Genomic DNA, 25,262 nt, shown 5'->3' on the forward strand with positions numbered 1-25,262 from the left:
GGCGGCCGCGTGAAGTGCTGACACGAGCGACCGGTGCCCCCTACCGGCGACCGCCTACCCGCACCTCACCGATCCCGCGCTGTCACGCGGTACCACTGTCACCCCTGGGCGCCGGTGTCATCGAGAACACCCACCGACACCCCATACGGCAAGAACCGGACCTTGCGTCGCGGATCGACGTTGTCCTTGTGCGAACGCAGAGCGTCGAGTTCAGACGCGAACACCTGGTCGATGCGCGCTGTTCCATCCTCGTCCACCGTGTAGATGGCCCACACGCCGTCACCGGTGTCACCGGCGGTTTCCGGAGTTGGCGCCGCGGGCTTGGCCTTTGCGGCGGAGTTGCCGAACATCGACTCACTGAAGAACGCCACGAGGGGCTGCTCGCCGCCTGATTGCGACATACCCTTGGCGACCTGGCCGAACAGGTCGCGTAGCCCGTCGCCGGCTTCGCGGGCGATGCGGTCGATGTCTTCGGGATCGAAACCGAACGGTCCGTTGGTGCTCATAGCTCTCACTCCTTGTAGTGGTCCACTCCAGTGTGCACGCACGAAGCGTTGTCCGGGTCCGATGCAGGTCGTGGCCGACAACCGAGGAGGCCGGCCCGTAACCGTCAACCCACGCAGCAGGGTCCACCAGAAGCGCCGTCTTCGGCCAGAAGCTGCGGCGACGTACCGAATGTCTCCGAATCGGCGAGAACCGTATAAACCTCCCACTTCTCGTTTGCCGGCCCGGTGACCCACACCTTGTCCTGGGTGGCGAAACAACAGGTGGTGCCGATCTCTTCGGCGGTGAACAAGCCCTCGTCGCCAAGTCGCGCGATCTCGGCGTGAACTTTTTCGCTTGAATCCACCTCGACGCCCAGATGATTGAGCAAGCCACCCTTGCCCGGATTCTCGATCAGGACTAGTTTCAGCGGCGGTTCGACGACGGCAAAATTGGCATAGCCCGGCTTGCGCTTCGCAGGCTCGACGTTGAACAACTTCGAATAGAACGTGACCGCCGCGTCGAGATCATCGACATTGAGGGCGAGCTGAACACGGGACATGACACCACCTCCACCTGTATGACATACATCTAATTACTCCTGCCCAGAGTGCCACCTTTTCGACATATGTCAAGAACTGGCGCGGGCCCCTCCATGTGCACTTCTGGCCACTATCACCGGCGGTCTCCGCCTCGCGGATAGGCCAACCTTGTATCAGCACAGTGCCCACCGCACCCCTTGCGCTGACATGGAGGAAATCAGTCCATGGCGGTAGCATCGCGTCGACGAGGAGCAACATGCGTGCTCGTCGGCGCCACCGGCGAGCACGGGGCAGCCCGCGAGATCGGTACACACCTGACCACCAGAGCAGGCAGATGATGAACTCGAATCAGCATGATGACAACGCACCGCAGATTCGCACAGAACCGCGACACCAATACGGCGAGCCGGTCAGGATCGATGACCAGACGACCGTTATCCCGGTGTTCCGTCGGTCAATACGAGGCGGAACCGTCCCGTTGGGGTTGTACACGATAGTCAACGGCGAAACCACCTGGACTCCTGCGATCGATGGAGCAAGAGTCGCGCTGATCGGAGTTCTCACCGGCCTCATCGCGGCGACACTCGCCTCGGCCGCCGTGCTCAAACAGCCACCCTGGCCACGAATGACCATCAACGCCTAGCCGATCTCGCCACACTCAATTTTTACTGATTCCAGAAAACGCACACTGACGACAACCATGGTGCCTATCGTGGAGTCGTGGCCCCCACACCGGACAACGCGGATCGGCTACGCGGTTCAGATCTTCGGGTCACCCGGCCGCGAATAGCGGTGATGGACACTGTCCACCACCACCCCCACTCCGATACCGAAACGATCTTCGCTGCCGTGCGGGTGGTTCTGCCGACCGTGTCGCGCCAAGCCGTATACGACGTTCTCAATACGTTGACCACGGCGGGGCTGCTTCGGCGCATTCAGCCGGCCGGCCACATCGCACGCTACGAAAGTCGGGTGGGTGACAACCACCATCACGTGGTGTGTCGTATCTGTGGGGTGATCGCCGATGCGGACTGCGCCATCGGCGAACGCCCTTGTCTCACAGCCTCCGACGATCACGGCTTTGTTCTCGACGAGGCCGAGGTCATCTACTGGGGTCGATGTCCGGATTGCACCGAACCCGCCATGAACCGGTCACATCCGTGATCACCGCCCAGTTCACCACCGCCTGAAAGGAATCCTGTGACCTCTGACAGCCGTCCCCCCAATGCCGATACCGGGACAAGGAGCACCAGTGAGAGCGAGAATCCGGCGATTCCGTCGCCGAAGCCCAAGGCGCATGCGCCACTGACGAACAAAGACTGGTGGCCGGAGCAGATCGACCTGTCGATCCTGCACTCCCATACGTCGAAATCGAATCCGCTCGGTGCCGACTTCGACTATGCAAAGGAGTTCGCCAAGCTCGATGTCGACGCGCTCAAGGCGGACCTCATCGCATTGATGACCGATTCGCAGGACTTCTGGCCTGCTGATTACGGCCACTACGGGGGCCTGTTCATCCGGATGAGCTGGCACTCCGCAGGCACGTACCGAATCTTCGACGGTCGCGGCGGTGGCGGCCAGGGTGCCCAGCGTTTTGCCCCCCTCAACAGTTGGCCGGACAATGCCAATCTCGACAAGGCGCGCCGACTGCTCTGGCCGGTCAAACAGAAATACGGCAACAAGATCTCCTGGGCCGACCTATTGGTGTTCGCCGGCAACACCGCATTGGAATCAATGGGATTCCAGACGTTCGGCTTCGGATTCGGACGACCGGACATCTGGGAACCCGAAGAGGTGTTCTGGGGGCCAGAAGATGAGTGGCTCGGCACCGACAAGCGCTACCAGGGCGAGCGTGAGCTCTCCCAGCCGCTCGGCGCCACCACCATGGGACTCATCTACGTGAATCCCGAAGGCCCAGAGGGTAAACCGGATCCCATCGCCGCGGCCCAAGACATTCGCGAGACGTTCAGCCGCATGGCGATGAACGACGAAGAAACCGCGGCCTTGATCGTTGGCGGACACAGTTTCGGGAAGACCCACGGGGCCCACCCGGCAGATCGGATCGGACCCGAACCCGAGGCCGCACCGATCGAGCAGCAAGGTCTGGGTTGGAAGAACGGCTACGGCAAGGGGAAAGCCGAAGATGCCATCACCAGCGGACTCGAGGTCGTCTGGACATCGACACCTACTCAGTGGGGCAACGGCTTCCTGGAGATCCTTTACGGCTACGAATGGGAGCTGACGAAGAGTCCGGCCGACGCGTGGCAGTTCACAGCCAAGGACGGCGCCGGTGCAGGCACGATCCCCGACCCGTTCGGCGGACCGGGACGAGCACCGACGATGCTGGTCACCGACGTTGCACTGCGCGAAGACCCGATTTACGCCGAGATCACGCAGCGCTGGTTGAAGAATCCGGAACAACTCGCCGAGGCCTTCGCGAAGGCTTGGTACAAGTTGCTGCACCGCGACATGGGTCCGCTCTCGCGTTACCTGGGTCCTTGGATTCCCGAGCCGCAACTGTGGCAGGACCCGGTTCCGGCGGTCGACCATCCGTTGGTCGATGACCAGGACGTTTCTGCGCTGAAGGGCAAACTGGCAGACTCCGGACTGTCGGTCTCCCAGTTGGTCAATGTGGCGTGGTCGTCGGCGAGCAGCTTCCGCAGCACGGACAAGCGTGGCGGCGCCAATGGTGCACGTATCCGTCTTGAGCCGCAAAAGGACTGGGATATCAACGAACCCGCCGAATTGGCCAAGATCTTCCCCGTCCTCGAACAGATCCAGCAGGACTTCAACGATTCGGCGTCGGGCGGCAAGAAGATCTCGTTGGCCGACCTGATCGTGCTGGCGGGTTCGGCGGGTATCGAAAAAGCGGCCAAGGCAGCCGGTCACACCGTCACGGTGCCCTTCGCGCCGGGCCGGACCGATGCTTCGCAAGAGAGCACCGATGTGGACTCGTTCTCGGTCCTCGAACCTCGCGCGGACGGATTCCGGAACTATTCACGCAGTGGCGAGAAGATCAATTTGGAAACGCTGTTCCTCGATCGGGCGTACATGCTCGATCTGACCGCTCCGGAGGCAACGGTGCTCGTGGGCGGCCTGCGGTCCCTCGGCAGCAATCACGCCGGTAACACGCATGGTGTCTTCACCGACCGTCTGGGAACCTTGACGAACGACTTCTTCGTCAACCTTCTCGACGGCAGTACCGAGTGGAAGCCATCGGAAAACGACGAGAATGTCTACCAGGGCACGGACCGGGCCACCGGCGACGCCAAGTGGACCGCCACCCCGGCAGATCTGGTGTTCGGTTCACATTCACAGCTGCGTGCTCTGGCCGAGGTCTACGCACAGGCCGATGCCGATGAAAAGTTTGTGAACGACTTCGTCTCGGCGTGGGTCAAGGTCATGAACAACGACCGGTTCGACCTGCGCTGAATTCGGACCGTCCTGAGTTCGAACTGAACGATCGCACCCCGCTTGCCTTCTGGCAGGCGGGGTGCAGTCGTTGTGTTGCATTCAGCCGGTCCCAGCGACAACGCAAGAGGAAGCCGGTGAGAAGCCGGCGCGGTGCCGGAGGTACATGACCTGCGGGGGCACATACGATGGTGTTCGACATCAAATCGGAGCACACCATGCATGACGCCCACACCTTCGGTCAGGACACCTTCGACGTCACAGCCATGCTCGCCCGGCTGGCGCAGAAGGGTCCGTATTTCACCGTCGGCGCCGGCCCGGTGCCGGCAGGCGATTGGCAGCCCACCGCCGCGCTCCGAGAACGTTCCGTCCGGAACCGAGTCGTGGGGGAAGTCTCCGCCGCGCTGAACGTCGACGAAGACCGCGTCGCCGCATCCACGTTGTTCTTCGGATATGCGGCCCGGTTGTGGTCGGTCACGGCGGGCACCCGTCAGGACGACGGCCGCTGCGTACACCTGGGACCAGACGAACTGTTGTGGCGCAGTGTCAACGGATCACTGCAGCTTCATATCGAGGACCCACGGATGGGGCGATCGGCCCGGGTCGAGGTCCTCGACCAGCAACTCGACCCCTGCGTCGAAGCGTGGCGAGACATCGTGGCGCCCGGATTGCTTTGGGGCAACACCACTTCGGCACTACTGGGCGCCGCCCGGATAACCGGCGACAGCCACTCCCGCTGGGTGTCCGCCCTCCTCGATGATCCCCGCCTCCAACTCACCGTCGAGCCGCTCAGCCATCGGCGACGCAGCTGCTGCCTCTTCTACCGCACGCCCACCGGAGGTGTCTGCGGAGACTGCCCGTTCCCCTCGCCGCCCACGACCGGCCCAGCAACGGAGATATCGTGACCGCCGGCAATGAGTAAGGGACGCTGATCCCCCACCCACCGCTGCGGGGTCGATCACCCAGGTCGGCCCGCGGCGGGGAGGAAGGCTCCGTGAAAGGTCATGGGGACGTGGTGGCGCAGATTGATCGAGGCAACCGGTCCCCGATCTGGATCGCGCGCCGGCAGGACAACCACCCGGGACCTTTGCGATGCGGGTTGATGTTCCAGGGTCAACAGCCAACCATCTCCTTCGGCGCCTGAGGTGTCGTCCGGAGCGAAGAGCGGCTCACAGATCGTGCCCCCGGCAGCGGCGACATACCTGCGCTGCGTCCCGCTACTGTGGTCGATGGTGGTGATGGTATCCGGGTTGCCACCGGCGATCGACGCCTCGGCGAGGTACGAGAACCGATGCGGCACAGTGGTCTTTCGCTGATCGAGTTGAGGGAACTCACACCCGGCATCGTTGAGTTGCTCCTCGGTGACCTTGCGGGTGTCACGGTTGATGGTGAGCCGTTTCAAGGTGCCACCGAACGCCGGCCCGGGGTTGTCCCGGAAGTTGTGCAGATGCTCGTTCCATCCTTCCCAACCCCACTTCTGATCATGCGCAACGAGTTCGACGACGGTCTCGGCATCGCCGTCGTAGGCGTTGTTGACGTGGAAATGGAACAGCGCCTCGTGATCGATGCTGATCGGTGCACCGCCGGACCTGGGCACCAGGACGATGCGGGTCCCGCGGTCCGGCTCGAAGGTCAGAGCATCGTCCATCGGCCGCAGCCCGAGAACGGCCGGGACCGGGTTCTTGACCACGATCGGATCGATGATGAACACGAGGTACCGCCGGGTGAGGGCGAAGTCGTGGATGAAACCCAGCCTGGATATCGGGATCCTCTGGATCTCGGCAAAGCTGCCGCCCGGCGCGAGACGGTAGCAACGGATCATCGGCCGGGGAAAGAAGTCGAGCCCGAAGTTGAATGTCTCCCCGGTTGCCGGATCGGTTTTCGGGTGAGCCGAGAAGGCACCGAGGCGCTTCAATCCTCCGTTGAAGCTGTCGAGGCCGATGGTCGCCAGGGTCTCCGGGTCGAGCCGGTGGGGCCGACCACCCTCCCACAGCGAATACAGCTTGTTGTTGTGCAGCAGCACATTTGTGTTGGACATGTTGGCCGGGCCACGCAGAGCATTCGCCAAGACCCCGCCGACACGCTGGGTCCCGATGCCGCGCGGCGGCCGGGATGCGTTGTTGGCGCGCGCATACGCCCGGGTCCGCACGTACCGGCTCCGGTAATGCACGTCCCCGGAATGGATTTCGATCCTGGAGACCATTCCGTCGCCATCGAAGATGTGGTGCACCGGATGTCCGCCGACATCCAGACGTCCCGGTCCGATGCGGTAGAGAACACCGTTGAGATTGTCGGGGATCCGCCCCTCGACATCATCGACCCGATAGGCGAACTCGACGTGCTGAGAATCCCACGGGGAGCGGCCCACCTCGGCCGTCGTATCAGTCGCACGGCCCGTCGCAGAAACACCCATCCAAGCAGCGTCGCACAGCTGAGACGAATCATCAATAGTGTCTCAATGAGCCCCCAGCCGTCGGCCTCACCTGATCAGTCGAGACAGAACTCGTTCCCTTCCGGATCGGTCATGACGATGTGGCCGGTGCCCAGCGGCGGATCCGGCTCGTAACGTTGCACCCGGGTCGCCCCGAACTCCACCAAGCGGGCGGCTTCCTTCTCCAACGCAGCCATTCGCCCCTCACCGGTCAGTCCCGGAACGGCACGAACATCGAGGTGGACCCGATTCTTGGCGGTCTTGCCCTCCGGGACGCGCTGAAAGAACACCCGGGGGCCGGTTCCATCCGAACCGACCAACGCCGAAGCGTCGTTGCGACGCTCCGGCGGGATGTTCATCGCTTCGAGCGCCGCATCCCAGGAGTCGAAGCCCGGCGGCGGGGACTGCAGTTGATAATCCAGCACGTCCGCCCAGAACTCCGCCAGCGCAGCAGGATCTCCACAATCAAATGTCACCTGAAACTCGCGACTCATCGCCTTGCCCCTTTTGTGTCGGTGTGCATGTCGCCGCCCGGTCACATGGCCCGGAGGCCTGACCGTTCAGAGCCCAGGCTGGCACACCAACAGGACAGATTCGGTCCTTAATCCCCCGACGAGTCGATTACTTGTAGCGCGGATTGTTGCCGACCGGAATCGTGATGTTGATCGGCATCCTCAGCTCGGACATGTAGAGCAACACGAACTGACGGAGGAACTCATCGAACAACCAGTAGGCCTCTTTGGGCACGCCCACGTCGAGCAAGCCCTCACGAACGGCGACGTATGGGCCCCACGCGGTCTCCAGTAGCGGAGTCCACACGGGTTCGGTGGGTAGACGAAGCCAGTCACCGATCTTGTCGCCCAGCATGAATCGGGTCAACGCTCCGAGGATCGGCCGGCTCAACAGCGTCAGGTCGAGGTTCATGCCGAGGTCCAGGAGCATGTCCGCGAGCTTGATGCCCTCGGGTGTCGGCGCGAGAATCGGATCGAGCACCTGCTGGGCCTGCGATTCCGCCGTGCCCCACGAGTTCGGGATGTACTCGTCCTTCACACCGAGCAGGTGGGCGCTCAACTGCCAGGAATGCAAGAAACCGGCGGATTCGTCCGCTGCGATCGGCACACCCCAGCGTTTGAAGTTGCGCATCACCGTGGTCGGCAAACTGTGCCACGTGACCATGATGTCGGCCTGACTGATGGGCACCTCTTCCGAGGCCGAGTTCACCCAGTGGCCGGACTGCGGTAACAGGTGACGCACGGCGGCATGCGCCAACCTCGTCTTCACGCAGGTGACCACCATCTCGCCATCAGGCTGATACGCATTGAGCGATCCGATGTCGTAGCCGAGTTTGGCGGTCTTGGTGATGCGATCCTTCATGTCCGCACCACCCTTGGAGTAATACACCGCGCGGGCTTCCCGTGGAATGACGGTGCTCATCATGCCGCTGGCAAATCCATAGATCACGCCGAGGTACGTGCCCCGCTTCTGGTTGAACCGCACCGCGTCCGCAAGCTTTTTCTGATCACTCCAGTCCGGGAGTTGCCGCGCATATTCGATGAAGTCCCGCAGGTCCTTGGGCAATCCCTGTGGGAGGGGCTGGCCGTTCTTGGTCCAATGACGCAGCAGTTCATTGACTTTCTGCACCTCGCCGCGTTCGAAAAGGGCAGCGACGACCGGATCGGCCTCGACATCCCATACGCCGCGCGGGTCGGCGCCGACTCCCGTCCCGGGCACCGAACCGGCCGGCGACCACGTCCACGGCGTCGCGGGTGCGACCAGCGCAGCTGCTCCGGCGGCCCCGGCGATTCCGCCCGCCTTCAACAAACTGCGCCTGTTGAGATTGTCCATCGTTCGTTTTCCCCATTCCTATTCTGTTTCAGTGAAACAGGAAACGTTTCCTTGTATCATACCTATCAGAGTGTGCCGTACATCACAAGTTAGGCCGAGCTGGAATATGATCGTGCCGAGACAGGGACGCCGAACAAGGAGGGCTAGTGGCATCTGCGCCGACCGACAGCCCTCGATCCCCCGAATCCAGATCCTTGATCGAGCGCGCTTTTCACCAGGCACGGGAGCAAGCGGACAACGGCGATCGAACCCGAACGCGGCTGCTCGACGCGGCGTATGAGCAGTTCTGCCGCATGGGCATCCAGCGGTCATCGATGGAGGACGTGGCACGTCGGGCCGGTTTGTCCCGGATCACCGTCTATCGACGATTCGCCACCAAAGACGAACTGGTCGAGCAGGTGATGCTCCGGGAGTTCCGGCGATACTTCGACCGATTCCTCGTCGACATCCAGCAGGCGGAATCCGCCGCTGACCGGGTGGTATTGGGTTTCGTGAGTTCACTCCGTGCGATCCGCGGCAATCCGATGATCGGCGGCCTGATCTCTGCCGAACCGAATCTCGTCGCCGGTTCCATGATCGGCGACGAGGGGCTGATGCTCGCCACCGTCCGCCAGTTCCTGGCCGCCCAGCTACGCCAGGAGCAACGTGCGGGCAACGTCTCGACAGACCTCGATACCGACCTCGTTGCCGAGATGATGGTCCGGATCTCGGCGTCGTTCCTGGCCATTCCGAGCCACGTCATCGACCTGGACAACGACGACGAACTGGCAGCAATCGCCTGGCAGTTCCTCGTACCCATGCTCGATCCGCCGAAGAACTCGCACTGACAGACGCCGATGAGTTCAGCCGCCCCTTGCGGTCTACATCGTCGGCACCCTGGACAACCCGAGCCGGGGGTCGGAGATCTGACCACACGAGAGGCGAATCGGCATGGGTGCACTCGAGGGCAAGGTCGCATTCGTCACCGGAGCCGCACGCGGCCAAGGCCGGGCCCACGCCGTGACCCTGGCCCGCGAAGGAGCCGACGTCGTCCTGTGCGACATCGCGGCACCGGTTCACGACATCGACTATCCTGCGCCCACCCCCGACGACCTCGCAGACACGGTCAGGATGGTCGAAGCGCTCGACCGCAGATGCTTGTCCGCTGTCGCAGACGTTCGCGACCTGTTGTCATTGCAGGACCTCGTCGACCGCGCGACCGTCATGTTCGGCTCGATCGATGTCGTCGTGGCCAACGCGGGGATCGCGAGTTCGGGCCCGATCGCCACGATGTCCGCACAGCGGTGGCAGACCATGATCGATGTGAATCTCACGGGCGTGTTCAATACATTCCGGGCGACCCTGCCACACATGATCGATGCCGGATCCGGTCGGCTCGTTGCCACCTCATCGATTGTTGCCGGCACCGGAGCCACCAACGCGGGCCACTACGCCGCCGCCAAGGCCGGCGTTGTCGCACTGGTGAAGTCGGTCGCCTACGAGGTCGCGGAGCGCGGGATCACGGTCAACGCAGTCCTTCCGTCAGGTGTGAACACGCCGATGATCCACAACCCGTCAACGTATCGGATGATCCGACCGGATCTCGACGAACCGACCTTGAAAGACGTCGAAACCGTCTTCGCGCGGGGTCGTCCACGTCCCGGCTTGCTGGAACCCGAAGATGTGGCCAACGCGGTGCTCTACCTGGTGTCCGATCACGGGCGATGCAAGTCCGGCGAGACGCTCATCCTCTCGAACGGGCTCGAGTAGGACGGAACAATCCAACATTCAATCAGCTGAAAAGATTCATGTTCTCTGCGAATGAGAGTAGCATTCTCGTAGGCCTGCCCCCGGGGCACTGCAGCCCAGTACGAGAGGACTCCGATGAATATTGACGACATGGTGATGGTGAGCATCGACGATCACGTGGTCGAACCTGCCGACATCTTTGAAAAGCACTTCCCCAAGAGCCTCATGGATCAGGCACCGAAGCTGACTGCCAATCCGCGCAACCCAAAGGTCCAAGCCTGGCTGTTCCAGGACAAGGTGGTCGGCAGCTCCGGCCTCAACGCCGTGGTGTCCTGGCCGAAGAACGAGTGGGGCATGGACCCGACCGGCTACGCCGAGATGCGGCCCGGCGTCTACGATATGGACCTTCGCGTGCGTGACATGGATGCCAACGGCACCCTCGCGGCCACGCTCTTTGCCACGTTCCCCGGCTTTGCCGGAACGCACCTGGCAAGCCTGCCCGACAAGAAACTGTCGCTGGCGGCATGCAAGGCGTTCAACGATTGGGTTGTCGGTGAGGTCCCCGGCGCCCATCCCGGACGGTTCATCCCGCTCGGCATCCTTCCGTTCTTCGACGTCGACGAGTCGGTCAAGGAAGTCCACCGGCTCGCCGCCATGGGATGCCGGTCGATCAGTATCCCGGAAACCCCGTACGGCATGGGCTTCCCCAGTTTCGAATCCGGCTACTGGGACCCGATCTTCGCCGCCTGCGTCGAACACGGCATCGTGCTGAGCCTGCATATCGGTGGTGGCTTCGGCCTGGTCCAGCGGCCCGAGGGCTTCAACATCGACGACATGATGGTGCTGACCCCGTTGATCTCCACGATCGCGGCCAACGACGTCATGCTCAGCGGTGTCTTCCTGAAGTTCCCCGAGCTCAAGTTCGCGATGAGCGAGGGTGGCATCGGCTGGGTCGCACCGTGGCTCGATCGCCTCGAACGCCACGTGGTCAACCAGTCGTGGACCGGTAAGTCGTTCACGCCCAAGGGGATGTCGCCCACCGATGTGTGGAAGAAGAACTTCCTGGCCTGCTACATCACGGAACCGAGCGGCTTGAACAACCGTGATCACATCGGGATCGACACCATCGCATGGGAATGCGACTACCCGCATTCGGACTCCACCTGGCCGTTGTCACCGGAGACGCTGAAGCCCGAACTGGACGCTGCCGGCCTGACCGACGATGAGATCGACAAGGTCACCTTCGGAAACGTCGCCAAGTTCTTCAACTGGGATCCGTTCGAGCACACCCCACGCGAGCAGGCGACCGTGGGCGCACTGCGCGCCCGGGCCAAGGATGTCGATATCAACGAGACCTCGAAAGAGGAGTACCGCCGACGCTACGAGCTCGCCAACACGTAGAAGATCGCTGTGTGATTGTGGCCCATCGGATCTGATCCGGTGGGCCACACCCATGTGACCGATCGACGGTGACCGCACCTGCGGTGACCGCCTTCCACGCGTTCGCCGCTAGCCTGGTCGGGATATGACTGAGCAGAGCTTGCCCCATCTCCCGAATCCGGTAGGTCGATGATCCGTCTGGTGGCCTTTGCGGTTGTGGCCGCGCTGTTGACCTACTGGTTTCACCGCAGACTTGTCCGGGCGACCAGACTTCCACGACCGTGGTCGATCGTTGTCGACTGTGCCCTCACCCTCCTGTGGGTGCTCGCGGTCATCGGGATGGGCAGTGGCGACCAATTCGACACCCGGTGGGCCCGGCCACTCGGATTCGCCGGATGGGTGTGGCTCGGGGTCGGCTTCTATCTGATCCTCGGGCTGCTCCTGATCGCCATCGGATCTGCATCGTCCCGACTGATCGGAGCACTGCGCCGGCGCCGATCGCGCACCGGTTCCGACGAATCCAGCGGCGACGGGTCGAGTGATGAGCGGGCAACCGGGGGCAAGCGACTGTTGGTGGTGCGCGTGGCGACCGCCGCGGTGGTCGCCGGAGCGCTGGTCACCACAACCTACGGCGTGATCGTTGCGGCACAACCGAAGGTCGTCGATGTCTCGGTGGCACTCCCCCGCCTTCCGGCAGAATTCAACGGTCTCAGGGTCGCGCTCGTGTCGGATCTGCACGTCGGTCCGGCCCGCGGCGTCGGGTTCACCGAACGAGTCGTGAAGCTGGTCAACGAACAGCGCCCGGACCTGATCGTCATCGCCGGCGACCTCATCGACGGTACGGTCACCAATGTTGCCGCCGACCTCGAGCCGCTGGCCGGTCTGTCCGCACCGTTGGGTGTGTACGGCGTCAGCGGCAATCACGAGTTCTATGCCGACGACGGCGGACGCTGGCTCGATGTGTGGGATCGGTTGGGAATCCGGACCTTACGAAACGAGCGGGTATCGATCGAACGGGGCGGCGCGAGCATCGACATCGTCGGAATCCACGACTACACCTCGCCGCAACCGTACGAACCGGATCTTCCGGCCGCGCTGGACGGTCACGATCCCGCCACCTTCACGTTGCTGGTGGCACATGAACCACGCCAGGCGTTCGAGGCGTCAGACCTCGGGGTCGACCTGCAGGTGTCCGGGCACACGCACGGCGGCCAGATGTGGCCGTTCAATTACCTCGTTGGCCTGCAACAACCTTCGGTATCCGGACTCGATCGGGTCGGTGACACGGTTCTGTACACCACGCGCGGGGCCGGCGCCTGGGGGCCACCGGTGCGGGTCGGTGCACCGCCCGAGATCACCGTCCTCGAACTCCAGCGCAAGGCCTGACACGACAGCGCGTCGACGTCATAGCGACCCTGACCGATCAGCTCACCGGGGACGGCGCATCCGCCAGCGCACCTGGTTCTCCGTCCCATCGGTCCAGGGACACGATGTCGCGCAGCGGCTTTCGGCGAACGGGGCCGTGGCGCCCACGTGGCCATCCGACCACGACGTGTCCGGCGATGATCCAGTCCGCCGGGACACCGACCGCCTCCCGGAAGAGCGGCTCGCCCTCGTAGGACGCCCAGCCGGTCAGGCAGGCACCCAACCCCTGAGAGCGGGCCGCGAGCAGGAAGTTCTGCATCGCCGGGAAGATCGATCCGCCGAGCAACAGCTCGGACGCGGTGTCGAAGTTCTGCTGGACGAAGAGGACCGAGGTGAATTCCCCGGCGCGGTCATGCAATTCGTATGTCGCGCGGTTCGTCCGCGCGCGACGGCTGTTGTCGTCGTCGGCCGGGCGCGACATCCCATACACCGGCTCGATCACATCGAGCGCATGTTTGGCTGCCTTGCCGACCACGACCCGTTGCTCCGGGGATCGCAACACGACGAACCGCCAGGCCTGCGCGTTGGCGCCCGACGGCGCCCAGGAAGCAGCTTGCAGGCAGCGGGCCAACGTGGCGTCGTCGACGGGCTCGTCGGTGAATCTCCGGATCGCGCGAGCGGTCGACATCGCTTCCCAGACATCCGTCGTCGTCTCACCCATACAACACTCCTACCCCATCCCGGACCGGCCTCGAAGGACACGCCCGGCGCTGCGAACTGACCCGACAATTCGGTGATTTGTCTAGGTCACTCTCTCATGTCACGTCAGGCGTGCTCACGCCAACAGCGACGACCTGCGTGGATCCGACCCGAATCCGCGATCAGAAGCAATAACACCGAAATCTGATCTTCATACGTACCAGTCGTCCAGTAAGGTGTTCAACTGACACGCGCTCCGCAGCCCTCGTACGCACGAGGGCTGCGGACATATCTGGAGGAGCTGGGATTTCTTTGTACTCACCAATTGACGCCGCCATCGACGTATTCCTCAATACCAATCCGTGGGCGATGGACATCCTTCGTTTCTTCCTCGCCGGACTGCCCTGATCGACCGCTGACCGGGCACCAGCGTCGCTGCCCGCTCCAGTAGGCTTCCGACCCCGCAACATCTCACCGATGTTGCGGGGTCGGTCTGTTCTCCATGTCAGTGCGGTTCACGTATCCCGCGGTAGATCCCCCCGCCGGACGGTCCAGGCTGCAACACCCGGTGGATGGACCAGACCGGGAATCGGTAGGCATGACCGCCTGGTCACCGTCCCGATACTGCCGGCGCACGTGCGCTTTCGAGCCGGAAGCACCAACTTCTCCCAATCGAACGCGGAACGCTGTATGGTGAGCCTGCCCTAAGCCCCGTCCGTAGTCCTTGATGTGAGGAATCCCAGTGCACTGGAAGAACCGCCGTTCGGCCGTATCAAAGATCGTCATCGCGTCCGCGACGGTGGCTGCGCTCATCGGAGCATCGGCGTGTTCCTCGCCCGACGAGGACACCGACACGTCGGCAACGGTCTCCGCGGAGCCCGGCGCCCTGCCGGTGACCATCGAACAGAACTTCGGTTCGGTCACCATCGAGAAAGAGCCCACCCGGGTTGCCGCGGTGGGTGTCGGTGACGCGGACACCCTGCTGGCGCTGGGTATCGTCCCGACCACGATGAGCCCGTTCAGCGATCCCGAGGCCAAGCGCGTGACCGAGCCCTGGAACGAGGACTTGATCGGCGACGCCACCCCGGTTGCGCTGGCCGAGGCGAGTTCCAATCTAGGCGCGGAGATCCCGAACATCCTGGCCACGAATCCCGACCTGATCGTCGCCGTGAACAGCTCGGTGACCAAGGAGCAGTACGACACCCTGAGCAAGGTCGCGCCGACGATCCTGCGTGAGGCCCAGTACCCGGACTGGCAGGTGCCGTGGCAGGCCGCCGCGACGCAGGTCGGCAAGGCCGTCGGAATGCCCGAGGAAACCCAGAAGCTGATCGATGAGACCGAGCAGGTGTTCACCGACGCCCAAACCGAGTACCCGACCATCGTTGGCAAAAAGGGCGCGGTGATCACCAACGGAACCGACGGTGGCGTCGCGATCTACGCCGATACCGACGGTCGCGGCCAGACGCTCGCCGACCTGGGTATGACGTTCCCGGCCGAACTCGAGCCGACCATCACCAGCGGCTTCTACGGCTCGATCTCGACCGAGAACCTGAACCTGCTGAACTCGCTCGACAAGGTCGTCGTCGTCGACTGGCAGGGATCCAACGACAAGCTCAAGCAGAACGCCGCCTTCATGAATCTCGATATCGTCAAGCGTGGCGGAGTCGTATGGGTCGACCAGGTCCTCGGCGGCGCGATGTCGGTCCCGTCCGTGCTCACCATCCCGTACGTCGTCGAACAACTGGCGCCGCAACTCGCGCAGTAATAACGCCTCAGCATTTCCACACGTCCCCGGATTCGCGTATGCGCAACCCGGGGACGTGTGCCATTTGTGGACTTACGCTGGTCCCGTGGCCTACTTCGTCACCGGCGCAACCGGGTTCATCGGTCGGCATCTTGTCGGGCAACTCCTCGACAATCGTGCCGGGACCGTCTTCGTCCTGGTACGCAAACGATCACGGGCCACACTCGACCGGCAGATCCGAATCTGGGACACCGACCGGGTGATCCCGGTGGTCGGCGATCTGCAAGAGGCCCGGCTCGGTGTCGACGCGGAGTGGATCGATGAGCATCGGGGCACGATCGACCACTTCTTCCACCTCGCGGCCATCTACGACATGACCGCCTCCGACGAGACCAACGAATCGCTCAACGTCGGCGGCACCGGGGCCGCTCTGTCCTTGGCAGATGCACTCGAAGTCGGCTGCTTCCATCATGTTTCGTCGGTCGCGGCCTCCGGAGATCACAAGGGCATCTTCGACGAGACGATGTTCGACGAGGGCCAGGGTCTGCCATCTGCCTACCACCGTACGAAGTTCGAGTCGGAGCGAATGGTCCGCGACCAGCCATCCGTTCCATGGCGGGTCTACCGGCCGTCCATCGTGGTCGGACATTCCGAGACCGGCGAGATGGACAAGATCGACGGTCCCTACTACTTCTTTCCGGCGATCAAACGGATTCGCGACCTGTTGTCCGCCGGTGTCCCCCTGCTCGCGATCGACCTCGGAGACACCAACCTGGTGCCTGTCGACTACGTCGCCCGCGCCATGGACCACCTCGCTCACGTGCCCGAGCTCGACGGGCAGGCGTTCCATTTGACCAACCCCGAACCGCAGAACACCGTGCGCATGGTCAACAGCTTCAGCGCCGCGGCGAAAGCACCGCAGTTCGCTCTACCCATCGACAGGTCGGTCACCGATCGGCTCCCGACCCAGCTGCTGCCCCGAGCGCTGCAGCCGGTCGAGATATTCACCGGTGCGCTCCGCCTCGGCGTTGTCCAGTCGGCGTTGCGCGGGACCGTCGGGAGGCTCGGGATTCCGCCAGAAGTATTGGCCCACGTGTCTTTTCCGGCGGTGTACAGCTCTGCCCGCACGATGGACGCGCTGGCCGGTTCCGGTATCGCAGTGCCTCAACTCGATTCGTATGCGTCGGAGTTGTGGGCCTACTGGGAGCAATTCCTCGACGATTCGATCGTCTCCGACCGCCGCACCGTCGACGCACTGGCCGGGCGGACCGTGGTGATCACCGGGGCGTCATCGGGTATCGGTCTGGTGACCGCCGTCAAAGTCGCCAAGGCCGGCGCGATCCCGATTCTGATCGCTCGCGGGGTCGAGAAGCTCGAGGCCACCAGAGATCTCATCGAAAGTCAGGGCGGAACCGCGCACGTATACGGCTGCGACCTGTCGGACCTCGACGCCATCGACGCCCTCACCAAACAGCTGAGCCTGGATTTCGAGCGGATCGACTTCGTCGTCAACAATGCGGGCAGATCGATCCGCCGGTCACTGAAGTTGTCCGAGGATCGCTTCCACGACTTCGAAAGAACGATGCAACTCAACTACTTCGGCGCCATCAGGCTGGTCATCGGGTTGCTCCCGACGATGCGTCAACAGGGCCGAGGTCACATCGTCAACGTCTCATCCATCGGTGTCCAGACGAACCCGCCTCGATTCAGCGCCTACGTCGCCTCCAAGGCCGCCCTCGATTCCTGGTCCAATGTGGTCTCATCGGAATTGTTCGGTGACGGGATCTCGTTCACCAGCATTCACATGCCCCTGGTCCGGACACCCATGATCGCGCCGACCAAGATCTACGATCGGTTCCCGACGATCAGCCCGGGCCAGGCGGCCGGCAAGGTCATCTCGGCCCTGGTCGAGCGGCCACACGAGATCAACACGAAGATCGGCAACCTCGGTGCACTCGCACACACCCTGACCCCCAAGCTCGCGTTCCGCGTCTTGAACCTGGCCTACCAGGTCTTCCCTGATTCAGAAGCTGCTCGCGGCGACGACGCGGGTCGACGCGAATCCGAGCAACTGATCCTGGCCCGCGTGCTCGGGGGCGTTCACTGGTAGGTCGATCGATCGAGGGACTACCTGCGAACGGCGACACGCCGCGCGACACAGCCTGCGATTATGCGCCTTTCCTTTACGAGAATGGCATTTCCGGTTATTGTGAACGACGTGCCGCAGGTCCCTCTGGACTCATCGTGGGGCACCAGAACTCGGAGGATGGCTCATGACGACGAAGGCGCTCGCGCCCGACGTTTCCACCTGGCCCGCGGAGAACCCGCAGCTCATCGGCAGCAAATGCGATGCCTGCGCCGCGACGACCTGGCCCCGCCAGGATCGTTGCCCGCGCTGCAGCGGCCCGGATATGTCGGATCTCCTATTGCCCCGGCGCGGCAAGTTGATCGCCTTCACCACCCAGGGATTTGTTCCGAAACTTCCGTACGCCGGTGGCGAGACAGCCGCAACGTTCGAGACCTTTGGTGTCGGTCTCATCCAGCTCGACGACGTGGTTCGGGTCGAAGCACGTCTGACCGAAGCGGATCCGGAGAAGCTCGCGGCCATCACGGACGTCGAACTCACCTTCATCCCCTTCTACACCGACGAAGACGGCACCGAGATCATCACCTGGGCGTTCGCGCCGGTGTCAGAGAACAGCTGAGCGAGGAGACCGAACATGAACGACGTTGCGATCATCGGCGTGGGTCTTCACCCATTTGGCCGATTCGGTACCAAGTCGGCCATCGAAATGGCCGCGGACGCAATCCAACTCGCGCTCGCCGACGCCGGCGCCGAGTGGAAGGACATCCAGTTCGGTATCGGCGGTAGCTACGAAGTCGACAACACCGACGCGGTCACCAGGCTCGTCGGCCTGACCGGCATCCCCTTCACCAACGTGTTCAACGCCTGCGCCACCTCCGCCAGCGCGATCGAGCAGACCGCGGACGGAATCCGTTCGGGCAAGTACGACATCGGCATTGCCGTCGGTACCGACAAGCACCCGCGCGGCGCCTTCACCGCGGATCCGGCGATGCTCGGACTGCCCGCCTGGTACGCCGAGAACGGTCAGTTCGTCACCACGCAGTTCTTCGGGATGAAGATCAGCCGCTACATCCGCGATCACGACATCTCCGTCGAGACGCTGGCCAAGGTCGCGGCCAAGAACTACCGCAACGGTGGGCTCAACCCAAAGGCCTTCCGCCGCACGCCGATCAGCGAAGAAGACATCCTGGGCGCCCAGATGCTCAACTACCCGCTGACGCATTACATGTTCTGCGCCCCCGATGAGGGTGCCGCCGCAGTCATCATGTGTCGCGGCGACCTCGCTGCCCGCTTCACCCAGAAGCCGGTGTTCCTGAAGTCGACCGCGATCCGCACCCGCACCTATGGTGCGTACGAGGTGCACGCCACCTGGGCCGCGGTCGATGAGGATGTCTCGCCGACCGTCTACGCCTCCAAGGCCGCCTACGAGATGGCCGGCATCGGACCCGAGGATGTCGACGTCATGCAGCTGCAGGACACCGACGCCGGAGCCGAGATCATCCACATGGCAGAGAACGGCTTCTGCGCCGACGGCGATCAGGAGAAATTGATCGCCGAGGGCGCCACCGAGATCGGCGGATCGATGCCGGTCAACACCGACGGCGGACTGATCGCCAATGGTGAACCGATCGGGGCCTCCGGAATCCGCCAGGTGCACGAACTCGTGCTCCAGCTGCGCGGACAGGCCGGCGACCGCCAGGTGCCCGGCAACCCGAAGGTCGGCTACGCCCAGGTGTACGGCGCACCGGGAACCGCTGCCGCATCGGTCCTCTCGCTGTAACCCCCTCTCCAAACGAGCCACAAATACGAAGACGAGCCACAAATATGTGGCTCGTCTTCGTATTTCCGGCTCGTTTGCGCGTTTGCTGGTCAGTCGATGACGAGGGTCGGCAGGCCCAGCGCGCGATCACGGACGGAGAAGACGCGGGTGCCGGGCTTACGGCCGGCCCGCATCTCGCTCACGTCCACATCGGCGGCAACCAGCCTGCGGTACGTCACCTCGATGTCGACTGAACGCCAGGCGATACCCCACAGGGTCGTCGCGGCAGATGTCGTCGTCGAAGACGGATCACCCTGTCCGACAACGACTTCCACGACCATATTCGAGGCACGGAAGAAGAGCTGGTGAATGCTGTCGTGGATCGACTGCTCCAACCGGAAGTCCATGCCGAGGGTCGCGCCGAACAGCGCCACCGCACTGTCGCGGACCGCCGCATTGAACACGAGGTGGTCGACGGCGGATAGTTCCGAACCGGCGGCCGACACACCCCGGGCAGCCTCGATCACCCCGACCGACGATTCGGTGGCGGCCTCGGCACGTCCCGGCGCGGTCTCGGTGAGCGCGAGCCCACGGCGGCCGAGCAACCGGGTGGTGGCAGCGAAGTCGTCGGTGCCGAACAACGCCCGATGTGGCCTGCTCTTCGGACTGCCCTCACGCAATTCGATGTGTGCGTTGTCCACTGTCAGTGGGGCGCCCTCGTCGACCCCGAGGAGCCGTCGGTAGGCCCGGCGGCTCGCATCGACATCCTCGGTGGTCACCACGATGACCGACCGCAGGGATGGTGACTGCTCTGAACTCATCGACCATTCCTACCATCGACGGCTCGAGCGCCCGGTCGACCGGATGTGCGCCACGTAGGATTCGCACATGACTCTCGATCACGGCGACCCCGGCGATGCCCCCTCCGTTCCGGCCCCACTGACCGAGGTCGCCGATTCGACGCGACCGTCGGCGGCCGAAGAAGCGCAGACGATTGCCGCCTCGACCAATGCCGGAACGCTCGCCAGCCTGACCGCTGAGGGCGACCCGTGGGCCTCGTTTGTCACCTATGGACTACTCGGTGGCGCGCCGGTCCTGTGCGTGTCGAACATGGCCGAGCACGGCCGGAATCTGGCGGGCAACCCGCGCGCAAGTATCGCCATCGTCGCACCCAATGCCGCATCGGATCCGCTGGCGAGCGCGCGGATCACTCTGGCAGGACATGTCGAACGGCCGACCGGCGATGAGTATGCCGCCGCTCGTGAGGCGCATCTGGCAGCGGTTCCGGCTGCGAAGTACTACGTGGACTACAGCGATTTTGCCCTCTGGATCCTGCGGGTCGAGCGCGTCCGGTGGGTCGGCGGATACGGACGGATGGACTCGGCGACTGCCGAGGCCTACCTGGCCGCCACCCCCGATCCGGTGACCCCGGGGGCCGCGCGCGCCATCGAACACCTGAACAACGATCACGCCGAGAGCCTGGTCGAGATGGCACAGGGACTGGGCGGATTCCCCGACACCACCGAGGCCGCCTGCACCGGCGCCGATCGCTACGGCCTCGACCTCCGCGTGGTCACACCTCGCGGAATCGCCTACACGCGGGTGGGCTACTCGGAACCAATCACCACAGCGGCCGACCTGCGGATGGCGACGGTTGATCTGGCCAAGCGGGCGAAATCTGCGCTGTAGTTGTCACACAGAATCAAATGATGCCGCGCTGCGGTAGTACGGAGACTGGATACATGTCGATCTCACGCAAGGGCGAGTCCACTCCCACCGAACCAGAAGCGGATCTCGATGTCGTGATCATGGGAGCCGGGTTGTCCGGGATCGGGGCAGCGTACCGCCTGCAGACCGAATGCCCCGACCTGTCGTACGCGATCCTCGAAGCACGCGATGTCATGGGCGGTACCTGGGATCTGTTCCGGTATCCGGGCGTACGTTCGGACTCCGACATGTTCACCCTCGGATACCAGTTCCGCCCGTGGCGCGACGCGAAGACGATCGCCGATGGTCCCTCGATCCTGCGATACATCCGGGAGACGGCAGCCGAGTTCGGCATCGACGACAAGATCCGTTACCGCACAAAGATTGTCGCCGCCGACTTCTCGACCGCCGACGCGCTGTGGACACTGACCATCCACACCCGTGGCGCGGACGGGTCGGTTCTCGAGCAGACCATCCGCTGCCGGTTCCTGTACTCCTGCGCGGGTTACTACAACTATGACCACGGACATTCACCGGACATCCCCGGTCTCGACACCTTCGCCGGATCCGTTGTCCACCCTCAGTTCTGGCCCGAGGACCTCGACTATGCCGACAAGCAGGTCGTGATCATCGGCAGCGGGGCCACCGCGGTGACACTTGTGCCGGCGATGGCCCCGACTGCCGCGCACGTGACGATGCTGCAACGCTCACCCACTTGGATCAGCGCCGTTCCCAGCCGCGACAAGATCGCCGACCGGCTCCGCGCCCTACTGCCCGCACACGCCGCGCATCGACTGATCCGTACGAAGTACATTCTGTTCAGTATCGGTGTCTACCAATTCTGTCAGCGACGACCGCAGGCCGCCCGCGCAATGCTGACCAAGCTGAGCACGAAAATTCTCGGCGATGCCGACGTGGTGGCCGAGCACCTGACTCCGTCATACGACCCGTGGGACCAACGATTGTGCGCCATTCCCAACGCGGATCTGTTCAAGGCGATGAAGAAGGGCGACGCCGAGATCGTCACCGACCGCATCGAATCCGTTCTCCCCGAAGGCATTCGCCTCGAATCCGGCCGGACGCTGCCGGCAGATGTGATCGTCACCGCCACCGGTCTCGAACTCCTGGCCTTCGGTGGCCTCGAACTCCGAGTCGACGGTCAACAGGTCGAGCTGTCGAAGCAGTTCGTCTGGCAGGGCGCGATGATCACGGGCATCCCCAACTTCGCCATCTGCATCGGTTACACCAATGCGTCGTGGACCCTGCGGGCCGACCTGATCAATCGACTGGTCTGCAAGGTGCTGAACTTCATGGACCGCAACGACTACGCCGCGGTGGTCCCCCAACCTGACCCTTCGCTCCAGGAGCGCCCCCTGCTCGATCTGGCCTCGGGATACGTCCAGCGATCGATCGATTCGTTCCCGCGCCAAGGCGACCGCAGTCCGTGGAAGGTCCGGCAGAATTACCTGCTCGACTCGGCGACCACATTGCGGACCAATCTCGGCAAGACCCTGCGGGGCACACCGAGATCGCAGGTCACCGGCTCCCGGAAATCTGCTGACGTGCTCCGCTGATCTCCTCGTCGAGGTCGAGGCCATACGTCGGTCCGGAGGTGCGCGCGTAGGCGGACAGCCGTGCGGTCGCGCGGTCGAGCAGTCGCATCGCACCGCGATGGTTACCTCGGGCCTGGTGGGTCAGCGCCACACAGAGCTGAGCCAGCCCCTGCCAGAGGTCCTTTTCGGTTTCGGGGCAGCTCTTCCAGCGCACCTCGTACACCTCGTGCGCCGAGAACGGCCGGCCCTGACGAAGGAGTGCGGTGGCAGCGGCGATGGTTTCTGCCGGCGGCAGCGGCTCCTCCGACACCGGCTCCACACCGACCGCCCCGTAGGGCAACGGCCGGCCCAGTGCATCGCGAGGGCGGGCCTGCCGCGCCCGGCCGGCCGGGTCGCGATCCCGGTCATCGGTCATCTGTCATCACCTCGCCACCTGGTTCTCACCTCCCACGGGTGAACTTCCATCGTGACGCACTCCGGCCCCGGACAGCGGGTTTACGCTGATGGCCGGCGCGTCGATGATCGGTGCACTGATCTGCGTGCGCTGCCGTGCAGCCACCCACGAGATGAGGCGCGATCATGGACTCGACCAGCACCGACGAACCACTCGACGACTCCGAACGCGCTGAACTCCTGCGGCTGCGCCGCGAACTCGCCGAGGTGTCGAACGCTCCTGCCGGTCGCGCAACGGCCCGGCGCGGACACCGGGGCCTGCGTTGGACCGCGGCCGCGATACTCCTGGTGCTCGTGGCGATTCTGGCGTACTCGGCAGTTCTCGCGCGGTATGCGCGTGCCGAGGTACTCGACACCGACCGCTACCTCCAAACGGTGGCGCCCCTGGCGGAAAACACCGTGTTACACAACGAATTGGCCGCCCAGATCACCGATGAGATCATGACACGCGCCAATATCGAGAAGGTCACCACCGATGCGCTCAACGCGCTGACCCAGAACGCGCCGAATGTTCCACCCGCGGTCACCGGTCTGGCTCCGGTACTGACTCAGCAGGCGCGATCGTTCATCGATGAAACAGTGCAGCGGCTGCTCGCCTCAGACCAGTTCCAGACCCTGTGGACCGCGGCCAACCGGCGGGCCCACGAGAATCTGGTCGCGGTCCTGACCGGAGACAATGCCAGGGCAGTCCAGATCGACGATGACGGCACCGTCAGCATCGAGCTCAAGCCGGTCATCGACAACGTCCGGGCCGCACTGATCGACCGCGGATTCGCGTTCGCCTCGAACATCCCCGACATCGACAAGTCGTTTGTGATCTTCCAGTCGCCCGATCTGGTCAAGGCACAGAATGCCGTCTCCGCCCTGGACAAGGCCGCATCAATTCTGCCGTGGGTGACCCTCCTCGTTGCCGCCGCCGCCATCTGGGCCGCGCCCAGCGGATCTCGACGACGGGCGTTCGCCTTGGTCGGGGTGGTGATCGCCATCGCCATGGCCCTGCTGGCCATTTCGATCAGCATCGGGCGGGCCGTCTACCTCGACGCGGTACCGCCCGACGTGATGTCCGACGACGCCGCAGCGGTCCTCCTCGACACGCTGGTGGTGCCCCTGCGGACCAGTCTGCGTGCGGTGGCCGTCCTGGGTATCGCGATCGCCCTGATCGGCTACCTCACCGGTTCCTCCGCATCGGCAGCTGCGATCCGGCGCGGATTCGGCACGATGATGAACGCAACGCGGGGCCATGGGAATGGTCGCGTCCCGCACCGGGTCGAGATCTATGCCGCGCAGTTCCGCCTGCCACTGCGCATTGCGATCATCGCGATCGCGATCATCGTCCTGGTCTTCTGGGACTACCCCTCGGGGCTGGTGGTCATGATGACGATTCTCATCGCTGTCCTGGCAGTACTCGCCGTCGAACTCCTCGCCCGGCCCGCGATCGGCCGTACCCCACCTGAGTCCGGCCCCGAGGGCTCCGGCCAGGTCCCGGCGACAAGTCCGGCCGGTGATGACAGGCCGGCGGATTCATCGCATATCGTTGCAGCCAAGAGCGTCAACGAAACGGAGACGATATGAAAAAGCTTGTGGCCCTGGTTTCCTTGGCCGGCTGCTTGGTGTTCGCTTCGGCCTGCAGCAGTGAAGAGGTCGAGGATGCAACCCAACAGGCGCGCAGCAGCGCAGAGCGGGCCATCGACAGTGCATCCGAAGTCGGCGGAAACGTCCAGGACAAGACGTACGCCGAAGCGCTGAAATCGCAGGATGCCTCATTCGGCGACAACGATGAGCAGATCGCCGCTGCCCGGACCGTATGCGATGAGCTGACCAACGGGACAAGTCTGAACGACACGATTTCCTCGACCGCCGATGCCACCGGGCTCAGCGATTCCAAGGCACGCACGATGATCAACATCGCGGTCCCGATCTACTGCCCGGGCAACATCGGCAAACTCGCCGGCAACTGAGTCCATGAGCTGAACACCCAACAGCGCACCGGCACAACCAATACCGCGCGCGCTGCGACCGGCCACGTCTGGTCGCAGCGTGCCGCGGCCGCATATACGATCACCGAGTGCTCGGGGA

The 25,262-nt window shown here is 63.8% G+C and carries 24 protein-coding genes; 16 read left to right on the plus strand and 8 right to left on the minus strand.

The features are described 5' to 3' along the window. Positions 1–98: 98 nt before the first annotated feature. Together AC51GT_RS07535 and AC51GT_RS07540 are read right to left on the minus strand one after the other, a co-directional pair. Positions 99–506 carry an Rv0313 family protein gene (locus tag AC51GT_RS07535; protein WP_496325653.1) on the minus strand — a complete coding sequence of 136 codons (408 nt, stop codon included), beginning with the start codon at positions 504–506 and terminating at the stop codon, positions 99–101. Positions 507–610: 104 nt separating this feature from the next. After that, positions 611–1,045, minus strand: a complete 435-nt coding sequence (locus tag AC51GT_RS07540; RefSeq protein WP_496325654.1) for an ArsI/CadI family heavy metal resistance metalloenzyme — start codon at positions 1,043–1,045, stop codon at positions 611–613. A 317-nt stretch (positions 1,046–1,362) separates the two neighbouring features. Here AC51GT_RS07540 and AC51GT_RS07545 point away from each other — a divergent pair, with 317 nt between their 5' ends. The 4 genes from AC51GT_RS07545 to AC51GT_RS07560 all read left to right on the plus strand — a co-directional run bounded on the left by AC51GT_RS07545 (position 1,363) and on the right by AC51GT_RS07560 (position 5,341). Further along, complete coding sequence (locus AC51GT_RS07545; RefSeq protein ID WP_496328347.1) at positions 1,363–1,668, plus strand: hypothetical protein; 306 nt, start codon at positions 1,363–1,365, stop codon at positions 1,666–1,668. Positions 1,669–1,745: 77 nt separating this feature from the next. Continuing rightward, positions 1,746–2,189, plus strand: a complete 444-nt coding sequence (locus AC51GT_RS07550) for a Fur family transcriptional regulator (RefSeq protein ID WP_496325656.1) — start codon at positions 1,746–1,748, stop codon at positions 2,187–2,189. 36 nt (positions 2,190–2,225) lie between these two features. Continuing rightward, the gene (gene katG / locus AC51GT_RS07555; RefSeq protein ID WP_496328348.1) at positions 2,226–4,457 is read left to right on the plus strand and encodes a catalase/peroxidase HPI; all 2,232 of its coding nucleotides are present in this window, start codon (positions 2,226–2,228) and stop codon (positions 4,455–4,457) included. A 167-nt stretch (positions 4,458–4,624) separates the two neighbouring features. Further along, positions 4,625–5,341 carry a (2Fe-2S)-binding protein gene (locus AC51GT_RS07560; protein WP_496328349.1) on the plus strand — a complete coding sequence of 239 codons (717 nt, stop codon included), beginning with the start codon at positions 4,625–4,627 and terminating at the stop codon, positions 5,339–5,341. A 53-nt stretch (positions 5,342–5,394) separates the two neighbouring features. Here the strand turns inward: AC51GT_RS07560 and AC51GT_RS07565 are convergent, their stop codons facing one another. From AC51GT_RS07565 to AC51GT_RS07575, 3 genes are all read right to left on the minus strand, one after another. Beyond that, the gene (locus AC51GT_RS07565; protein WP_496328350.1) at positions 5,395–6,849 is read right to left on the minus strand and encodes a carotenoid oxygenase family protein; all 1,455 of its coding nucleotides are present in this window, start codon (positions 6,847–6,849) and stop codon (positions 5,395–5,397) included. Between the two features lie 74 nt (positions 6,850–6,923). Then, positions 6,924–7,361 carry a VOC family protein gene (locus AC51GT_RS07570; protein ID WP_496328351.1) on the minus strand — a complete coding sequence of 146 codons (438 nt, stop codon included), beginning with the start codon at positions 7,359–7,361 and terminating at the stop codon, positions 6,924–6,926. Positions 7,362–7,488: 127 nt separating this feature from the next. Beyond that, positions 7,489–8,712: an oxygenase MpaB family protein gene (locus tag AC51GT_RS07575; RefSeq protein WP_496325661.1), complete on the minus strand. Its 1,224-nt coding sequence runs from the start codon at positions 8,710–8,712 to the stop codon at positions 7,489–7,491. 146 nt (positions 8,713–8,858) lie between these two features. Here AC51GT_RS07575 and AC51GT_RS07580 point away from each other — a divergent pair, with 146 nt between their 5' ends. The 4 genes from AC51GT_RS07580 (at position 8,859) to AC51GT_RS07595 (ending at position 13,206) form a co-directional block, all read left to right on the plus strand. Then, the gene (locus AC51GT_RS07580) at positions 8,859–9,539 is read left to right on the plus strand and encodes a TetR/AcrR family transcriptional regulator (RefSeq protein WP_496328352.1); all 681 of its coding nucleotides are present in this window, start codon (positions 8,859–8,861) and stop codon (positions 9,537–9,539) included. Between the two features lie 103 nt (positions 9,540–9,642). Next, positions 9,643–10,461, plus strand: a complete 819-nt coding sequence (locus AC51GT_RS07585) for a mycofactocin-coupled SDR family oxidoreductase (RefSeq protein WP_496325663.1) — start codon at positions 9,643–9,645, stop codon at positions 10,459–10,461. A 114-nt stretch (positions 10,462–10,575) separates the two neighbouring features. Beyond that, positions 10,576–11,841, plus strand: coding sequence for an amidohydrolase family protein (locus tag AC51GT_RS07590; RefSeq protein WP_496328353.1), 1,266 nt, complete (start codon positions 10,576–10,578; stop codon positions 11,839–11,841). Positions 11,842–12,009: 168 nt separating this feature from the next. Continuing rightward, positions 12,010–13,206: a metallophosphoesterase gene (locus AC51GT_RS07595; RefSeq protein ID WP_496328354.1), complete on the plus strand. Its 1,197-nt coding sequence runs from the start codon at positions 12,010–12,012 to the stop codon at positions 13,204–13,206. Positions 13,207–13,243: 37 nt separating this feature from the next. On the opposite strand, the gene AC51GT_RS07600 is transcribed toward AC51GT_RS07595, so the two are convergent. Then, complete coding sequence (locus tag AC51GT_RS07600) at positions 13,244–13,906, minus strand: nitroreductase family protein (RefSeq protein WP_496325666.1); 663 nt, start codon at positions 13,904–13,906, stop codon at positions 13,244–13,246. Positions 13,907–14,626: 720 nt separating this feature from the next. Here AC51GT_RS07600 and AC51GT_RS07605 point away from each other — a divergent pair. The 4 genes from AC51GT_RS07605 to AC51GT_RS07620 all read left to right on the plus strand — a co-directional run bounded on the left by AC51GT_RS07605 (position 14,627) and on the right by AC51GT_RS07620 (position 19,494). Further along, a complete protein-coding gene (locus AC51GT_RS07605) occupies positions 14,627–15,649 on the plus strand; it encodes an ABC transporter substrate-binding protein (protein ID WP_496325667.1) in 1,023 nt (340 codons plus the stop codon). 85 nt (positions 15,650–15,734) lie between these two features. Then, positions 15,735–17,738 carry an SDR family oxidoreductase gene (locus tag AC51GT_RS07610; protein ID WP_496328355.1) on the plus strand — a complete coding sequence of 668 codons (2,004 nt, stop codon included), beginning with the start codon at positions 15,735–15,737 and terminating at the stop codon, positions 17,736–17,738. Between the two features lie 163 nt (positions 17,739–17,901). After that, complete coding sequence (locus AC51GT_RS07615; protein WP_496328356.1) at positions 17,902–18,333, plus strand: Zn-ribbon domain-containing OB-fold protein; 432 nt, start codon at positions 17,902–17,904, stop codon at positions 18,331–18,333. A gap of 15 nt (positions 18,334–18,348) precedes the next feature. Next, the gene (locus AC51GT_RS07620; RefSeq protein ID WP_496325671.1) at positions 18,349–19,494 is read left to right on the plus strand and encodes a thiolase family protein; all 1,146 of its coding nucleotides are present in this window, start codon (positions 18,349–18,351) and stop codon (positions 19,492–19,494) included. An 89-nt stretch (positions 19,495–19,583) separates the two neighbouring features. On the opposite strand, the gene AC51GT_RS07625 is transcribed toward AC51GT_RS07620, so the two are convergent. After that, a complete protein-coding gene (locus tag AC51GT_RS07625; protein WP_496328357.1) occupies positions 19,584–20,294 on the minus strand; it encodes a VOC family protein in 711 nt (236 codons plus the stop codon). A gap of 67 nt (positions 20,295–20,361) precedes the next feature. Here AC51GT_RS07625 and AC51GT_RS07630 point away from each other — a divergent pair, with 67 nt between their 5' ends. Together AC51GT_RS07630 and AC51GT_RS07635 are read left to right on the plus strand one after the other, a co-directional pair. Beyond that, positions 20,362–21,162, plus strand: a complete 801-nt coding sequence (locus AC51GT_RS07630) for a HugZ family pyridoxamine 5'-phosphate oxidase (RefSeq protein ID WP_496328358.1) — start codon at positions 20,362–20,364, stop codon at positions 21,160–21,162. Between the two features lie 53 nt (positions 21,163–21,215). Next, the gene (locus tag AC51GT_RS07635) at positions 21,216–22,754 is read left to right on the plus strand and encodes a flavin-containing monooxygenase (protein ID WP_496328359.1); all 1,539 of its coding nucleotides are present in this window, start codon (positions 21,216–21,218) and stop codon (positions 22,752–22,754) included. On the opposite strand, the gene AC51GT_RS07640 is transcribed toward AC51GT_RS07635, so the two are convergent. After that, positions 22,717–23,148 carry a DUF309 domain-containing protein gene (locus tag AC51GT_RS07640; protein ID WP_496328360.1) on the minus strand — a complete coding sequence of 144 codons (432 nt, stop codon included), beginning with the start codon at positions 23,146–23,148 and terminating at the stop codon, positions 22,717–22,719. The genes AC51GT_RS07635 and AC51GT_RS07640 overlap by 38 nt on opposite strands. A 161-nt stretch (positions 23,149–23,309) precedes the next feature. Here AC51GT_RS07640 and AC51GT_RS07645 point away from each other — a divergent pair, with 161 nt between their 5' ends. Together AC51GT_RS07645 and AC51GT_RS07650 are read left to right on the plus strand one after the other, a co-directional pair. Next, positions 23,310–24,758, plus strand: coding sequence for a hypothetical protein (locus AC51GT_RS07645; RefSeq protein ID WP_496328489.1), 1,449 nt, complete (start codon positions 23,310–23,312; stop codon positions 24,756–24,758). Next, positions 24,755–25,144, plus strand: coding sequence for a DUF732 domain-containing protein (locus AC51GT_RS07650; protein ID WP_496325676.1), 390 nt, complete (start codon positions 24,755–24,757; stop codon positions 25,142–25,144). Before AC51GT_RS07645 ends, AC51GT_RS07650 begins: the two co-directional genes overlap by 4 nt. The last annotated feature ends 118 nt before the right edge of the window (positions 25,145–25,262 follow it).

Source organism: Williamsia sp. z34, assembly GCF_059553395.1.

What these genes read in the sequence shown, in the direction of transcription:
- AC51GT_RS07640 (WP_496328360.1), bottom strand. Translation starts at nt 23,148, where the DNA reads ATGACCGATGACCGGGATCGCGACCCGGCCGGCCGGGCGCGGCAGGCC.
- AC51GT_RS07585 (WP_496325663.1), top strand. Translation starts at nt 9,643, where the DNA reads ATGGGTGCACTCGAGGGCAAGGTCGCATTCGTCACCGGAGCCGCACGC.
- AC51GT_RS07575 (WP_496325661.1), bottom strand. Translation starts at nt 8,712, where the DNA reads ATGGACAATCTCAACAGGCGCAGTTTGTTGAAGGCGGGCGGAATCGCC.
- AC51GT_RS07565 (WP_496328350.1), bottom strand. Translation starts at nt 6,849, where the DNA reads ATGGGTGTTTCTGCGACGGGCCGTGCGACTGATACGACGGCCGAGGTG.
- AC51GT_RS07625 (WP_496328357.1), bottom strand. Translation starts at nt 20,294, where the DNA reads ATGAGTTCAGAGCAGTCACCATCCCTGCGGTCGGTCATCGTGGTGACC.
- AC51GT_RS07635 (WP_496328359.1), top strand. Translation starts at nt 21,216, where the DNA reads ATGTCGATCTCACGCAAGGGCGAGTCCACTCCCACCGAACCAGAAGCG.
- AC51GT_RS07545 (WP_496328347.1), top strand. Translation starts at nt 1,363, where the DNA reads ATGAACTCGAATCAGCATGATGACAACGCACCGCAGATTCGCACAGAA.
- AC51GT_RS07595 (WP_496328354.1), top strand. Translation starts at nt 12,010, where the DNA reads ATGATCCGTCTGGTGGCCTTTGCGGTTGTGGCCGCGCTGTTGACCTAC.
- AC51GT_RS07650 (WP_496325676.1), top strand. Translation starts at nt 24,755, where the DNA reads ATGAAAAAGCTTGTGGCCCTGGTTTCCTTGGCCGGCTGCTTGGTGTTC.
- AC51GT_RS07600 (WP_496325666.1), bottom strand. Translation starts at nt 13,906, where the DNA reads ATGGGTGAGACGACGACGGATGTCTGGGAAGCGATGTCGACCGCTCGC.
- AC51GT_RS07590 (WP_496328353.1), top strand. Translation starts at nt 10,576, where the DNA reads ATGAATATTGACGACATGGTGATGGTGAGCATCGACGATCACGTGGTC.
- AC51GT_RS07615 (WP_496328356.1), top strand. Translation starts at nt 17,902, where the DNA reads ATGACGACGAAGGCGCTCGCGCCCGACGTTTCCACCTGGCCCGCGGAG.
- AC51GT_RS07630 (WP_496328358.1), top strand. Translation starts at nt 20,362, where the DNA reads ATGACTCTCGATCACGGCGACCCCGGCGATGCCCCCTCCGTTCCGGCC.
- AC51GT_RS07535 (WP_496325653.1), bottom strand. Translation starts at nt 506, where the DNA reads ATGAGCACCAACGGACCGTTCGGTTTCGATCCCGAAGACATCGACCGC.
- AC51GT_RS07560 (WP_496328349.1), top strand. Translation starts at nt 4,625, where the DNA reads ATGGTGTTCGACATCAAATCGGAGCACACCATGCATGACGCCCACACC.
- AC51GT_RS07620 (WP_496325671.1), top strand. Translation starts at nt 18,349, where the DNA reads ATGAACGACGTTGCGATCATCGGCGTGGGTCTTCACCCATTTGGCCGA.
- AC51GT_RS07570 (WP_496328351.1), bottom strand. Translation starts at nt 7,361, where the DNA reads ATGAGTCGCGAGTTTCAGGTGACATTTGATTGTGGAGATCCTGCTGCG.
- AC51GT_RS07540 (WP_496325654.1), bottom strand. Translation starts at nt 1,045, where the DNA reads ATGTCCCGTGTTCAGCTCGCCCTCAATGTCGATGATCTCGACGCGGCG.